At 64.7% G+C, this 13145-nt stretch carries 15 protein-coding genes; 14 read left to right on the top strand and 1 reads right to left on the bottom strand.

The genetic code is table 11. The features are described 5' to 3' along the window. Positions 1 to 172: 172 nt before the first annotated feature. Positions 173 to 1021 (top strand): 3-oxoadipate:acetyl-CoA acetyltransferase, encoded by an 849-nt coding sequence (locus JKL46_RS21300; RefSeq protein ID WP_343074090.1) that lies wholly within the window; start codon positions 173 to 175, stop codon positions 1019 to 1021. Here the strand turns inward: JKL46_RS21300 and JKL46_RS21295 are convergent. Continuing rightward, positions 1009 to 1791, bottom strand: a complete 783-nt coding sequence (locus JKL46_RS21295) for an IclR family transcriptional regulator (protein WP_201837093.1) — start codon at positions 1789 to 1791, stop codon at positions 1009 to 1011. The genes JKL46_RS21300 and JKL46_RS21295 overlap by 13 nt on opposite strands. Positions 1792 to 1970: 179 nt before the next feature. Between JKL46_RS21295 and JKL46_RS21290 the strand changes: the two genes are divergently transcribed. The 13 genes from JKL46_RS21290 to JKL46_RS21230 all read left to right on the top strand — a co-directional run bounded on the left by JKL46_RS21290 (position 1971) and on the right by JKL46_RS21230 (position 13117). Further along, a complete protein-coding gene (locus JKL46_RS21290) occupies positions 1971 to 3152 on the top strand; it encodes an ABC transporter substrate-binding protein (protein ID WP_201837091.1) in 1182 nt (393 codons plus the stop codon). Between the two features lie 81 nt (positions 3153 to 3233). After that, positions 3234 to 4097 carry a branched-chain amino acid ABC transporter permease gene (locus JKL46_RS21285; RefSeq protein ID WP_201837089.1) on the top strand — a complete coding sequence of 288 codons (864 nt, stop codon included), beginning with the start codon at positions 3234 to 3236 and terminating at the stop codon, positions 4095 to 4097. 34 nt (positions 4098 to 4131) lie between these two features. Next, complete coding sequence (locus JKL46_RS21280; RefSeq protein WP_343074089.1) at positions 4132 to 5112, top strand: branched-chain amino acid ABC transporter permease; 981 nt, start codon at positions 4132 to 4134, stop codon at positions 5110 to 5112. Further along, complete coding sequence (locus JKL46_RS21275) at positions 5109 to 5873, top strand: ABC transporter ATP-binding protein (protein WP_201837088.1); 765 nt, start codon at positions 5109 to 5111, stop codon at positions 5871 to 5873. Before JKL46_RS21280 ends, JKL46_RS21275 begins: the two co-directional genes overlap by 4 nt. Then, positions 5854 to 6570 carry an ABC transporter ATP-binding protein gene (locus tag JKL46_RS21270; protein ID WP_201837086.1) on the top strand — a complete coding sequence of 239 codons (717 nt, stop codon included), beginning with the start codon at positions 5854 to 5856 and terminating at the stop codon, positions 6568 to 6570. The genes JKL46_RS21275 and JKL46_RS21270 overlap by 20 nt, the downstream gene beginning before the upstream one ends. An 8-nt stretch (positions 6571 to 6578) precedes the next feature. Then, positions 6579 to 7373, top strand: coding sequence for a 3-oxoadipate enol-lactonase (gene pcaD, locus JKL46_RS21265; RefSeq protein ID WP_201837083.1), 795 nt, complete (start codon positions 6579 to 6581; stop codon positions 7371 to 7373). Further along, entirely contained in the window at positions 7366 to 7773 is a 408-nt protein-coding gene (gene pcaC / locus JKL46_RS21260; protein WP_246529439.1) for a 4-carboxymuconolactone decarboxylase, read from the top strand. The genes pcaD and pcaC overlap by 8 nt, the downstream gene beginning before the upstream one ends. A 50-nt stretch (positions 7774 to 7823) precedes the next feature. Beyond that, on the top strand, positions 7824 to 8549 hold the full coding sequence (pcaH, locus tag JKL46_RS21255; protein WP_201837081.1) for a protocatechuate 3,4-dioxygenase subunit beta: 726 nt from the start codon (positions 7824 to 7826) through the stop codon (positions 8547 to 8549). Further along, complete coding sequence (gene pcaG, locus JKL46_RS21250) at positions 8549 to 9175, top strand: protocatechuate 3,4-dioxygenase subunit alpha (protein WP_201837079.1); 627 nt, start codon at positions 8549 to 8551, stop codon at positions 9173 to 9175. The genes pcaH and pcaG overlap by 1 nt, the downstream gene beginning before the upstream one ends. Positions 9176 to 9195: 20 nt before the next feature. Then, a complete protein-coding gene (locus JKL46_RS21245) occupies positions 9196 to 10041 on the top strand; it encodes a CoA transferase subunit A (protein ID WP_201837077.1) in 846 nt (281 codons plus the stop codon). A gap of 2 nt (positions 10042 to 10043) precedes the next feature. Then, on the top strand, positions 10044 to 10832 hold the full coding sequence (locus JKL46_RS21240; RefSeq protein ID WP_201837075.1) for a CoA-transferase subunit beta: 789 nt from the start codon (positions 10044 to 10046) through the stop codon (positions 10830 to 10832). A gap of 1 nt (position 10833) precedes the next feature. After that, positions 10834 to 12039 (top strand): 3-oxoadipyl-CoA thiolase, encoded by a 1206-nt coding sequence (gene pcaF / locus JKL46_RS21235; protein WP_201837073.1) that lies wholly within the window; start codon positions 10834 to 10836, stop codon positions 12037 to 12039. A 13-nt stretch (positions 12040 to 12052) separates the two neighbouring features. Then, a complete protein-coding gene (locus JKL46_RS21230; protein WP_201837071.1) occupies positions 12053 to 13117 on the top strand; it encodes a 3-carboxy-cis,cis-muconate cycloisomerase in 1065 nt (354 codons plus the stop codon). Positions 13118 to 13145 lie beyond the last annotated feature (28 nt).

The following is a 13145-nucleotide window of genomic DNA, read 5'->3' as shown; positions in this document are numbered from 1 at the left end:
TGACCAACAAGACAGTCGCTCACCCGCGCCTCCGGCGCGACCTCTCCCTCAAGGAGAGGTGAGCCAGCGCCATACCTTCTAGGCGACCGATTTTTCCGGTCCTCCGGCTCGCTTGCTCGTCCGTACGCGCTATCTGGCGATCATGTCCCGCTCGCCGGTGAGGAGGGAGCTCGTGAAGCCTGTCGTCATTGCCGTCGCGATCACCGGGTCGGTTCCGCGCAAGAGGGACAACCCGGCCGTGCCGATCACGCCCGCCGAGCAGATCGAGTCGACGCAGCAGGCCTATGAGGCGGGAGCCACTCTCGTCCATATCCATGTCCGTGACGACGACGAGACGTCTTCCTCGGATCCCGAGCGCTTCGCGGCGGTCAAGACGGGTGTCGAAAAGCATTGCCCGGGCATGATTGTCCAGTTCTCGACCGGCGGGCGAGGGCGGGATCCCGGACAGCGCAGCAGCGCACTCTCGCTCAGGCCCGACATGGCCTCGCTCTCGACCGGGTCGGTCAATTTCCCGACCATCATCTACGAGAATCATACGATCCTGGTCGAGGAGATGGCCGGCAAGATCAAGGAGTTCGGGATCAGGCCGGAGATCGAGATCTTCGATCTCTCCCATCTGCACGGCGCCAGGCGCCTCGCCGACAAGGGACTCATCGACGACACGCCGCATATCCAGTTCGTCTTAGGCATCGTGAACGCACTGCCCGCGGAGGAGCGGCTGCTCGACATCCTTCTCAAGGAAGCGAAGCACCTTTTCCCGACCTGCACCTGGACGGCGGCGGGTATCGGCCGGCATCAGGCGAAAGTGATGGACTGGGCGCTCGCCCGCGGCGCCGATGCGGTCCGCACTGGGCTAGAAGACAATATCCGGATCGAAAAGGAGCGGCTCGCCTCCAGCAATGCGGAGCTCGTCGAGCATGCGGTTCTTGCGGTCGAGCGGCACGGTCACCGCACCGCGACGCCGCAGGAGGCCCGCATGCTGCTCGGCTGCCGGCCCGTGCCGATGGATCAGATCAGGTAGCCCAGCGACTCGCTCGCTGCCTTGAGAGCCGGCAGGAAGCGCTCCCTCATCTCCTCCGCCGAGACTCGCCCAGCCTGGGCGCTGAGATTGAGCGCGATGGTCACCCGGTTGCTCTTTTCGACCACCGGCACGGCGATGGAACGCAGGCCGAATTCGAGCTCCTCGTTGACGAGAGCGTAGCCCTGCCGGCGCGTGGCATCGAGGATGGCCCGGAACGCGGCTTTGTCCGTCACCGTCTTCGGCGTGCGCGGCTCGAGCCGCACGCGCTGAACATAGGCATCGATCATGACCTCGGGCTGATAGGCCAGGATCGCGCGGCCGAGCGACGTGCAATAGGCGGGGAGGCGGCTTCCGACCCCCAAACCGATGGACATGATCCGCCGCGTCGCCGAGCGGGCGATATAGACGATGTCGTCGCCGTCGAGGATCGCTGCCGAGCTCGATTCTCCCGTCTCCTCCGAGATCCGTTCCAGGAAGGGCTGGACCCGGGCCGGAAGCGATGCGGAGGAGAGATAAGCATAGCCGAGGCGCAGGATGCGCGGGCTCAAGGTGAAGTAACGCCCGTCGAAATCGGCATAGTTCAGCTTGGTCAGGGTCAAAAGATATCGCCGCGCCGCCGCTCGGGTGATGCCGGTGAGCTTTGCCACGTCTGACAGGGTCAGACGCTGGCGGCCGGCATCGAAAGCCTCGATCACCATCAGACCTTTCTCGAGGCTCGCTACGAAATCGCGGTCGCCGCCCGTCTGATCACCGGTCTCTTCGCTCTGCATCTTCTGCTCCGACAGGCGTATGCTGGACTTTGGTAGCCTTGACACCACCTGCCTAAACCGTACTACATGTGCGATATAGCTTTCAATGTTCGCAATGCGCACATTAGGCTAGACAATGGACTAACACAACGCGATCCGTCGACGTGAGATCGGGACAGTTCAGAGGGAGGATACGGCTTATGAGGATTTCAAAGAGAATTCTGGGCGTCGCCCTGGGAGCCCTGCTGGCGGGTTCGGTTTCCGCTTCGGCCGAGACGATCAAGATCGGCATCATCGGGCCGTTCTCCGGACCCTTCGCGCTGCAGGGCAAGAACTTCCAGGCCGGTGTCGAGGCCTACATGGCGCTCAACGGCAAGTCGGTGAAGGGCAACGACATCGAGGTGATCTACCGCGATCTGCCCGCCGCCAACCCCGCCCAGTCGCGTGCGCTCGCGCAGGAACTGGTCGTCAAGGAGAAGGTGCAGTATCTCGGCGGCGTCTATTTCACGCCGGATGCCATGGCGATCACGCCGCTGCTCGCTCAGGCCAACACGCCGCTCGTGATCTTCAACGCGGCGACCTCCGCGATCATGAACACCTCGCCGCTGGTGGTTCGAACCTCTTTCACCACCGCGCAGACGACGACGCCGCTCGGCAAGGTTGCCGTCGATGAAGGCGTGAAGAAGGTGATCACGATCGTCAGCGATTACGGCCCCGGCGTCGATGCGGAAAACGCCTTCAAGAAAGCCTTCGAGGCGGCCGGCGGTCAGGTGGTGGAATCCATCCGCATGCCGATGAACACCAACGATTTCAGCCCGATCATGCAGCGCGTGCGCGATTCCGGCGCTGCCGGGCTCTTCGCCTTCCTTCCTTCCGGCCCTCCGACCCTCGGCTTTGCGAAGGCCTATAACGAGACGGGTCTCAAGAAGGCCGGCATCAAGTTCTATGCGCCGGGCGATCTCACGCAGGAATCGGATCTGCCGGCACTCGGCGATGCGGCGGACGGCCTGAAGACCAGCTTCCATTATGCGGTCTCGCACGACAGCCCGGAGAACAAGAAGTTCGTGGAGGCTGCCACCAAGGCGATCGGCTCGGCCGAGCAACTCTCGTTCCCCTCCGTCGGTGCCTATGACGGCATGCACGTCATCTACAAGATGATCGAAGCCACCGGCGGCAAGCAGGATGCCCAGAAGGCGGTGGATGCCGTGAAGGGCCTTTCCTGGACGAGCCCGCGTGGGCCGGTCAGCATCGAGCCCGCGACGCGGCATATCACGCAGAACATCTATCTGCGCGAGGTGGCGAAGGGTGCCGACGGCAAGTCCATCAACAAGGAAATCCAGACCTTCCCGAACCAGAAGGATCCCGGTCTCGCGACCCAGTAAGCGAGACAATTGACCTCGGAAGGCGCGGCTGAAAATGCCGCGCCTTCAAACAGCCGAACCGCCACGCGTCCGGGATATTCCATGCAGACCGTCCTCAGCATCGCGATCGACGCCTTCGCTTACGGCATGGCCCTCTTCATCATCTGCATCGGCCTGTCGCTCACGATGGGCCTGATGCGCGTGGTGAACCTGGCGCATGGTGCCTTCGCCATGATCGCCGGCTACATCGCTTCCTATGCGGCGCGCGATCTCGGTCTGGGCTATGCGGTCGCGATCTTCCTCGCGATCATCGGCACCGTCATCATCTCCATTCCCATCGAACGGCTGCTGTATCGCCGGATCTACGGCAGCCCCGAGCTCACGCAGGTGTTGATGACCATCGGCATCACCTTCTGCGTGATCGGCATCACCAACTATTTCTTCGGACCGACCCTGAAGACAATCCCGCTGCCCGGCAGCCTGAGCCAGCCTATCGATGTGGGATTCAAGACCATCGCCGCGCACCGCCTCTTCGTCATGGCCTGCGGTCTCGTCGTGGCGGGAGGCCTCTGGTTCCTGATCGAGAAGACGGATTTCGGCATCAAGCTGCGGGCGACCGTGGACAATGCGGCCATGGCCGATGCGCTGGGCGTCCGCACGCAGGTTGTCTACGCGATCAGCTTCGCCATCGCCATCGGGCTCGCGGCGCTCGGCGGCGTGGTCGGCGCAGAGTTCCTGCCCATCGAACCGTATTACGCCCTGCGCTACATGGTGACCTTCCTCGTCGTGGTCTCGGTCGGCGGAGCGGGCTCCATTCCCGGTGCCGTCGTCGCCTGCCTCCTGCTCGGCGCGGTGGACACGACCGGGCGCTACCTGATGCCCGAGTTCGGCAACTTTTTCTTCTATGCCGCCGTGATCGCCATCGTCTGCGTGTTCCCGCGCGGGTTCTTCGGAAGGGCTCAGTAACGTGGAAGCGATCGCTCAAACGGAGAGAGTTGCGGTGTCCGCGTCCACCGACCGCCGCTGGCTGCGGGATGTCATCGGCATTGCTCTCATCATCGCGGCGGGATTGGCAGGCTACTGGCTGTTTCCCGACAATCTCGCGCTGCTTACCCGCGTCATCGCCGCGGCGCTGCTCGTCCTGTCGATCGATCTCATCACCGGCTATTGCGGCGTCGCAACCCTGGGGCAAGCTTCTCTTTTCGGCGCGGGCGCCTATGCGGCGGGCATCGCCTGCGTGAACGGCATCACCGAGCCCGTGACGCTCATCCTCATCGGCGCGGTTGCCGGATCCGTCGCCGGGCTCCTCATGGGCACGATCATGCTGCGGGCGCACGGGCTCGCCCAGCTCGTGCTCTCCATCGCCATCGTCCAGCTCTTCCATGAGGCCGCGAACAAAGCCTCCGCCTATACCGGCGGCAGCGACGGGCTGGCAGGGCTGATGGTGAGCCCGCTCTTCGGCATGTTCGCGTTCGACCTGTGGGGCCGCACAGCCTATCTCTTCGGCCTCGCACTTCTGGTCCTCGTTTTCATCATCCTGAAATTCGTCGTGTCCTCGCCTTTCGGCATGCTCTGCCGCGGCATCAAGCAGGACCCGATCCGCATCCGCGCCATGGGCTCCTTCGTGTTCCCGGTGCTCCTGAAGATGTTCGTGATCTCGGGCGCGGTCGCCGGCATGGGCGGCGCCCTCGCCGCGATCTCGACCCAGGTGGTCGGCCTCGACAGCGTGAGCTTCGAATTGTCCGCAAACGCCCTCGTCATGCTGGTTCTCGGTGGGCTCGGCAGCCTCTACGGCGCGCTTGTCGGAACGGTGATCTTCATGGGCTTCGAGCATTTCGTCTCGGCGATCAACCCGTTCCACTGGATGACCATGGTCGGCGCCCTGCTGATCGCGGTGGTGCTCGCCGCTCCCGGCGGACTGAGCGGCCTGCTCGACAGGTTCTCCGCGTCGGGCCATCGCGCGAAGAGGGGGAAGGCATGAGCGATCTTTTTCGCGTCGAGGGCCTGACCAAGAATTTCGGCGGCCTCGCCGTCAGCCGGAACATTTCTCTCTCCATGCCCGCGGGAGAGCGGCTTGCCCTGATCGGCCCGAACGGTGCCGGCAAGACTACCTTCGTCAATCTGGTGACGGGACAGATCCATCCGAGCGCCGGACGCGTCGTCCTCAACGGCGAGGATGTGACGAAGCTCGGCGCCGTGCGGCGCGTCCGCAAGGGGCTGGTGCGCACCTTCCAGGTCACGCGGCTGTTCTCGCAGATGACGCCGGAAGAGCACGTGACGCTGACCGTGCTGCAGCGGGAGGGCAAGGCCAACCGGATTCTCAGCCGCTTCACGGGTCATTCGGAAGTGGTCGGCGAGGTCGAGAGCATTCTCTCCACCCTCGGTCTGCTCGATGTAGCGCGCCGCAGGGTCGGCGAAATCGCCTACGGCCAGCAGCGGCTGCTGGAGATCGGCATCGCGCTGGCTTTGCGGCCGAAGGTTCTGCTTCTCGACGAGCCGGCGGCCGGCGTGCCGTCGAGCGATACGCCGAGGATCGAGCAGGCGCTCGAACGGCTTCCGCCGAGCCTCGCCGTGCTGATGATCGAGCACGACATGGACCTCGTCTTCCGCTTCGCCAAGCGCGTGGTGGTGCTGGCGGCCGGTGAGATCATCTTCGAGGGTTTGCCGTCGGAGGTCGCCGCAAACGAAAAGGTCCGAGAGGCCTATCTGGGGAATTATGCCCATGCCCGCAGAATCGCTTGAAGTCCGCGGATTGAGCGCGGGCTATGGCCCGACGATCGTGCTGGAGGATGTGTCCTTTTCGGTCCCCTCCGGCGCGCGCCTGTCGATCCTCGGCCGCAATGGCATGGGTAAGACCACGCTTCTATCGACCCTCATGGGCATGAACCGGCGCTATGGCGGCGAGATCCTGATCGGCGGCGCCAATGTGTCGACACTCAAGAGTTCCGAGCGCGCGAGACGGGGCATCGGCCTCGTCCCGCAGACGCGCGACATCTTCCGCTCGCTGACCGTCGAGGAGAACCTCGTCGTCGGCCTGAAGGACCGGCCGCGCAGCGTCATTCAGGAAGCCTACGACATGTTTCCGCGCCTGCACGAGCGGCGGAGCAATCTCGGCTGGCAATTGTCCGGGGGAGAGCAGCAGATGCTCTCCACGGCCCGCACCATTCTCGGCCGCCCCTCGGTGCTGCTCCTCGACGAACCGCTCGAAGGGCTGGCGCCGGTGATCTGCGAGGAGCTGATGGCCGCCTTCACGCGACTCGCCTCGACCGGCGAGATGACGATCCTTCTCGTCGAGCAGCGTCTCGAAAGCGCCCTGGATTTCGCCGAATCCGTCATGATCCTGGAGCGCGGGCGCATCGCCTGGCAGGGAACGAGCGAGGCTCTGCGCGCCGATCAGGAACTGGTCGAGCACTATATCGGCGTCGGCTCGCTGCATTGAGGTCTGGCATGGCATTCGCAAGCATCAACGGCATCGTTCTTCAACATCAGGTCGTCGGTCCGTCCGACGGCCCGGTTCTCGTCTTCATCAACTCCCTCGGCAGCGACTTCCGTATCTGGCAGGAGGTTGTCCCGGCCTTCGCCGACCGGTTCCGCGTCGTGCTATATGACAAGCGCGGACATGGCCTGTCAGATGCGCCGCCAGCGCCCTATACGATCGATGAGCATGCGGACGATCTGCTCGGGCTTCTCGATCACCTCCGAGTCGACCGTTTCTCACTCGTCGGTCTCTCCGTCGGCGGCCTGATCTCCCAGCGTCTCGCCGTGCGTTGTCCCGAGCGCATCCAGACCATCACGCTCTGCTGCACGGCGGCCAAGATCGGAACGCCGGAACTCTGGGCCGAGCGGATCGCCGGCGTCGAAAACGACGGCATAGAGCCGCTCGCGGACAACGTCCTGCAGCGCTGGTTCACGCCGCTGTTCCACCAAACCCATGCGGCTGAGCTCGCGGGCTGGCGCAACATGCTGGTGCGCACGCCGGCTCACGGCTATGCCGGGACCTGCGCCGCGATCCGCGACGCCGATCTGAGGTCGGATGCCGGCCGCATCACGATTCCGACCCTGTGCGTCGCCGGCGACCAGGATGGTTCGACGCCGCCAGACCTGGTGCAAAGCACGGCCGATCTCATTCCGGGCGCGCGTTTCGCGCTGATCGACGGGGCAGGGCATATCCCCTGCATCGAGAAGCCGGCGGTGCTGTCGGCACTCATCAAAGAGCATCTTCAGGAGGCCGGACTTGTCTGAGAAGAACGTGAGCGAACGCTACAAGGCGGGCATGGCGGTGCGCCGCAAGGTGCTCGGAGACGCCCATGTGGACCGGGCGAGCGCGCAGATGACGGAGTTCGACGAGGATTTCCAGACCTTCATCACCGAAGGCGCCTGGGGTTCGGTGTGGTCGCGCCCCGGTTTCACCCTGCGCGAGCGTTCCATCGTCACGATCGCGCTCCTGGCCGCGCTCGGCCAGGACGACGAAGTCGCCATGCATGTCCGCGCCACGCGCAACACGGGCGCGACCAAGGAGGACATCAAGGAGGCGCTGCTGCACGTCGCCGTCTATGCGGGCGTTCCGGCGGCCAATCACGCGATCAAGATCGTCAAGAAGACTTTTGCGGAAATGGAAGCAAACCCCGAGCCCAAGAAATAGCGGGACGGGTAGTTGGCGCAGCGCTGTCCGGCGCTGCCAGGGAGAGCCGAATGTCGGATCAAGGATCATATTATCAACGGGACCGGAGCTGGCATCCGGCTGCGCTGACTCCGCAATACAAGACGTCGGTGCTGCGCTCGCCGCAATACCCGCTGCTGTCGCTCGACAACACGATTTCCGAAATGACCGGGCCGCGCTTCGGCCACGGCACGATCGGCCCGCTCGACAACGACCTGATCCGCAACTTCGCCAAGACGGGTGATGCCATCGGCCAGCGCATCATCGTCTATGGCCGCGTGCTCGACGAGAACGCACGGCCCGTGCCCGGCGCGCTGGTCGAGCTCTGGCAGGCCAATGCGGGCGGCCGCTACCGCCACAAGAAGGAAACCTATCTTGCCGCCATCGACCCGAATTTCGGCGGCTGCGGGCGTGCCATCACCGACGCGGAGGGGCGCTACTGGTTCCGCACCATCAAGCCCGGCGCCTACCCGTGGCCGAACGGCGTCAACGACTGGCGCCCGGCCCATATCCACTTCTCGCTCTTCGGCCACGCCTTCGCGCAGCGCCTGATCACCCAGATGTATTTCGAGGGCGACCCGATGATCTGGCAATGCCCGATCGTCTCGACGATCTCGGACAAGGCGGCGATCGACCAGCTCACCGCCGTGCTCGACCGCAACGCCACGCTGCCGATGGACGCGCTCGCCTACAAGTTCGACATCGTGCTGCGCGGGCGCCGCTCGACCATGTTCGAGAACCGGATGGAGGGGAACTGATGTTTCAGAAACTCACGACACTCAAAGAGTCGCCCTCGCAGACCGCGGGGCCTTACGTCCATATCGGCGCCACGCCGAACTGGGTCGAGATCACCGGCGTGTGGGACGAGGATCTCGGCCTCGTCCTCGTCGGCCCCGACACCAAGGGCGAGCGGATCATCGTCAAGGGCCGCGTCTTCGACGGCTCCGGCAACGTGATCAAGGATGCGCTCATCGAGATCTGGCAGGCCGATGCGGACGGGCTCTACAACAGCCCGGAGGAGAAGCGCGGCAAGGCCGATCCGAATTTCGTCGGCTGGGGTCGCCAGCCGACCGACGGCACGACGGGCGAGTACCGCTTCGAGACGATCAAGCCGGGCCGCGTGCCCTACAAGGACGGCCGCCTCATGGCGCCGCACATCACAGTCTGGGTCGTCGCGCGCGGCATCAATATCGGCCTGCACACGCGGCTGTATTTCGGCGACGAGGAGGCGGCCAACGCGGAGTGCCCGGTGCTGGCGCGCATCGAGCACAAGTTCCGGCTGCCGACCCTGATCGCCGCGCGCAGCGAGGAGAACGGCATGCCCACCTACACCTTCGACATTCGCCTCCAGGGCGAGAACGAAACCGTGTTCTTCGATATCTGACAGGCGATTGAAAGCATATCATGGCCAAGTTCCAGAGCCTCAAGGAGGCTGTTGCCGAGAACCTGCGCGATGGCGACGTCGTCGCCTTCGAAGGGTTCACCCATCTCATTCCGCACGCGGCCGCCCATGAGGCCATCCGGCAAGGTCGCAAGGACCTGACCCTGATCCGCATGACACCCGACATCGTCTACGACCAGATGATCGGCATGGGCCTCGCCAAGAAGGTGATCTTCTCCTATGCCGGCAATCCTGGCGTCGGCCTGCTGCGGCGCATGCGCGATGCCATCGAGAACAGCTGGCCGCGCGGCATCGAGACCGAAGAGCACAGCCACGCCTCCATGGCCAATGCCTACGAGGCGGGCGCCGCAGGCCTGCCCTGCGCCGTGTTCCGCGGCTATCGCGGCGCGGGCCTGAAAGAGGTCAATCCGAACATCAGAAGCGTCACCTGTCCCTTTACCGGTGAGGAGCTGGCCGCGGTGCCGGCGCACCGCCCGGATGTCGCCTTCGTCCATGCCCAGAAGGCGAACAGGCGGGGGGACGTGCTTGTGGAGGGAATCATCGGCGTGCAGAAGGAGGCGGTGCTCGCCGCCAAGCGCTCGGTGGTGACGGTCGAGGAGATCGTGGAGGATTTCGACGACCTGCATCCGAACCTCTGCATATTGCCGCATTGGACCGTGACCTCGATCGTGCATGTGCCGGGCGGGGCGCACCCGTCCTACACCCACGGCTATTACGACCGTGACAACGCCGCCTATCTCGAATGGGACAAGATCTCCGCCGACCGCGATCTCTTCAGCGCCTGGATAAAGGAAAACGTGCTCGAGGTGGGACCCGAGGCTTTCGCCGGCCGCGTGAAGGGATTGTAAGAATGACGAACCTCTCCGACTTCACGCCCAACGAGATGATGACCATCGCCGCGGCGCGGGCGCTGTCGAACGACGACGTCTGCTTCGTCGGCATCGGCGCGCCTTCCGCCGCCTGCAACGTGGCGCGGCTGACCCACGCGCCGGACATCACGCTCATCTATGAGAGCGGCACCATCGGCACCGCGCCGAACGTGCTTCCGCTCTCCATCGGCGACGGCGAGCTGTGCGAGACGGCCGTGACCACGGTCTCGGTGCCCGAGATGTTCCGCTACTGGCTCCAGGGCGGGCGCATCTCCATCGGCTTCCTGGGCGCGGCCCAGCTCGACCGCTTCGGCAACATCAACACGACCGTGATCGGCGACTACCACAAACCCAAGGTGCGCCTGCCCGGAGGCGGTGGCGCGCCCGAGATCGCCAGTTCCTGCAAGCAGGTCTTCATCACGATGAAGCAGGCGACCCGCGGCATGGTGGAGAAGATCGATTTCTATACCTCCTTCGGCCATGGCGAAGGCGGCAACCACCGGGAGCGGCTCGGCATCAAAACCAAGGGCCCGACGCTGCTGATCACGGATCTGGCGATCTGGAAGCCCGACCCCGAAACGAAGGAATTCACGGTTGTGTCGATGCATCGGGGCGTGACCCGCGATAAGGTGCAGGAAACCTGCGGCTGGAAGGCGCGATTCTCGGATCGTCTCGAGGAAACGCCTCCGCCGTCCGAATTGGAACTCACCACCCTGCGCGAGCTTCAGGCCAGGACCGAGAAAGCTCACGGCGGCAAGAAGGGGAATTGAGATGCGTGAAGCCTATATCTGCGCCTATGGGCGCACGCCCATCGGCCGCTATGGCGGCTCCCTCTCCGGTGTCCGCGCCGACGATCTCGCCGCGGTTCCACTGAAGGCACTGCGCGAGCGGCTGCCGAACCTCGATTTCGAAGCCATCGACGACGTGATCTATGGCTGCGCCAACCAGGCGGGCGAGGACAACCGCAACGTCGCCCGCATGGCCGTGCTGCTGGCGGGCCTGCCGGGCTCGATTCCGGGGACCACCATGAACCGCCTCTGTGGCTCGGGCATGGATGCGGTCATCGCCGCGGCCCGCGCCATCAAGGCGGGCGAGGCCGAGATCATGATTGCGGGTGGCGTCGAATCCATGTCGCGCGCGCCCTTCGTGATGCCGAAGGCCGACACGGCGTTCTCGCGCAATGCCGAGATCTACGACACGACCATCGGCTGGCGCTTCATCAACCCACTGATCAAGAGCCAATACGGCGTCGATTCCATGCCGGAGACCGGCGAGAACGTGGCCGCCGATTTCAACGTCTCGCGCGCGGATCAGGACGCCTTTGCCGTCCGCTCGCAGAAGAAGGCGGCTGCCGCCCAAGCCAACGGCCGTCTCGCCCAGGAGATCGTGCCGGTCACGATTCCGAAGCGCAAGGGCGATCCGGTGATCGTCGACAAGGACGAGCATCCCCGCGGCGACACCACCGTCGAGCAGCTGGCGAAGCTGTCGACCCCGTTCCGCAAGGATGGCACGGTGACGGCGGGCAATGCGTCCGGCGTCAATGACGGCGCGGCGGCCCTGATCGTCGCCTCTGAAGAAGCCGTGCGGAAATTTGGGCTCGAGCCCATCGCCCGTGTGCTCGGAGGCGCCACCGCCGGCGTCGCACCGCGCATCATGGGCATCGGACCGGCACCCGCCACGAAGAAGCTCTGCGCGCGGCTTGGACTCAAGCCGACCGATTTCGACGTGATCGAGCTGAACGAGGCCTTCGCCAGCCAGGGCATCGCGGTCCTGCGCGAACTCGGGATCCCGGAGGATGCGGAGCATGTGAACCCGAACGGCGGCGCCATCGCACTCGGGCATCCCCTCGGGATGTCCGGCGCGCGTATCACCGGCACGGCCGCGCTCGAGCTCAAGATCCGGGGCAAGAAGCGCGCGCTCGCCACCATGTGCATCGGCGTCGGCCAGGGCATCGCCGTTGCCGTCGAGGCCGTCTGAAGCGAGGCTCATAATGACCGGAACGCTCCCATTTCCCGTATTGCAGGCCCTCGTCGGCGACGAGGAGGTGGGGGCGTTGTTTTCCAACGAGGCAGAACTTTCGGCCATGCTCTGGGTCGAAGCCGCTCTTGCCGAGGCCGAGGCCAAGGTCGGGCTGATCGGCGAAGAGGCTGCATCGCGGATCGGCGAGGCCTGTCACGCCTTTCAAGCGGACTGGAGCAAACTTGCCGAAGGCCTGGCCCGGGACGGCGTCATCGTTCCGGAGTTCGTCAGGCAGTTGCGCGCGGCGATCGGCGAACCCCATGCCAAGTCCGCACACCTCGGAGCCACCAGCCAGGACATCATCGATACCGCCCTGATCCTGCGACTGAAGAGCGTGATCGAGCTCCTCGATCAGCGTCTCGATACCCTGATCCATTCTCTCGACGGGTTGAGCCGTCGCGATGGCGCGGTCCGGCTCATGGCGCATACGCGCATGCAGCAGGCGCTTCCCTTCACCGCAGCGGACAAGATCGACACGTGGATCCAGCCCCTGGAGCGTCACAGGGCGTCGCTGCAGGCTCTCGCCCCACGCCTCCTGGTGATCCAGCTGGGCGGCCCCGTCGGCACCCGCAGCGAGCTGAAAGGACACGGCGATGCGGTGGCCGATGCTCTTGCCGAAATTCTCGGTCTTGGTCTTGCGCCGTCCTGGCATTCGCAGCGGGACAGGATCGGCGAGTTCGGCTCGTTCCTCTCACTACTCACCGGCACCCTCGGCAAGATCGGGCAGGACATTGCCCTCATGGCCCAGAACGAGGTCGGGGAGGTGAAGCTTGCAACGGGCGGCGTATCGTCCGCCATGCCGCACAAATCCAACCCCGTCCCGGCGGAAGTGCTCGTGACCCTCGCCCGCTTCAATGCGGGTATGCTCGGCATCCTGCATCAGGCGCTGGTGCATGAGAGCGAGCGCTCAGGGGCTGCCTGGACGCTCGAATGGATGGTGCTGCCGCAGATGGTGGTCACCTCGGCCGCAGCCTTGAGCAGGGCTCAATCTCTCGCCGCAGGCCTCAGCTTCGTGCCTTCGAAGACCGATTTGTAAAATACGGCAACGGATCTGCAAGGAGATA

The sequence above is a fragment of the Microvirga zambiensis WSM3693 genome (assembly GCF_016735695.1).
Classification (GTDB): domain Bacteria; phylum Pseudomonadota; class Alphaproteobacteria; order Rhizobiales; family Beijerinckiaceae; genus Microvirga; species Microvirga zambiensis.
Note: the sequence above shows the minus strand (reverse complement) of the source record. Positions and strands in the feature narration are given on the sequence as shown.

Excerpts from the sequence above, each read along its gene's own strand:
- JKL46_RS21295 (WP_201837093.1), bottom strand. The coding sequence starts at position 1,791 with ATGCAGAGCGAAGAGACCGGTGATCAGACGGGCGGCGACCGCGATTTC.
- JKL46_RS21290 (WP_201837091.1), top strand. The coding sequence starts at position 1,971 with ATGAGGATTTCAAAGAGAATTCTGGGCGTCGCCCTGGGAGCCCTGCTG.
- JKL46_RS21285 (WP_201837089.1), top strand. The coding sequence starts at position 3,234 with ATGCAGACCGTCCTCAGCATCGCGATCGACGCCTTCGCTTACGGCATG.
- JKL46_RS21275 (WP_201837088.1), top strand. The coding sequence starts at position 5,109 with ATGAGCGATCTTTTTCGCGTCGAGGGCCTGACCAAGAATTTCGGCGGC.
- JKL46_RS21270 (WP_201837086.1), top strand. The coding sequence starts at position 5,854 with ATGCCCGCAGAATCGCTTGAAGTCCGCGGATTGAGCGCGGGCTATGGC.
- pcaD (WP_201837083.1), top strand. The coding sequence starts at position 6,579 with ATGGCATTCGCAAGCATCAACGGCATCGTTCTTCAACATCAGGTCGTC.
- pcaH (WP_201837081.1), top strand. The coding sequence starts at position 7,824 with ATGTCGGATCAAGGATCATATTATCAACGGGACCGGAGCTGGCATCCG.
- pcaG (WP_201837079.1), top strand. The coding sequence starts at position 8,549 with ATGTTTCAGAAACTCACGACACTCAAAGAGTCGCCCTCGCAGACCGCG.
- JKL46_RS21245 (WP_201837077.1), top strand. The coding sequence starts at position 9,196 with ATGGCCAAGTTCCAGAGCCTCAAGGAGGCTGTTGCCGAGAACCTGCGC.
- JKL46_RS21240 (WP_201837075.1), top strand. The coding sequence starts at position 10,044 with ATGACGAACCTCTCCGACTTCACGCCCAACGAGATGATGACCATCGCC.
- pcaF (WP_201837073.1), top strand. The coding sequence starts at position 10,834 with ATGCGTGAAGCCTATATCTGCGCCTATGGGCGCACGCCCATCGGCCGC.
- JKL46_RS21230 (WP_201837071.1), top strand. The coding sequence starts at position 12,053 with ATGACCGGAACGCTCCCATTTCCCGTATTGCAGGCCCTCGTCGGCGAC.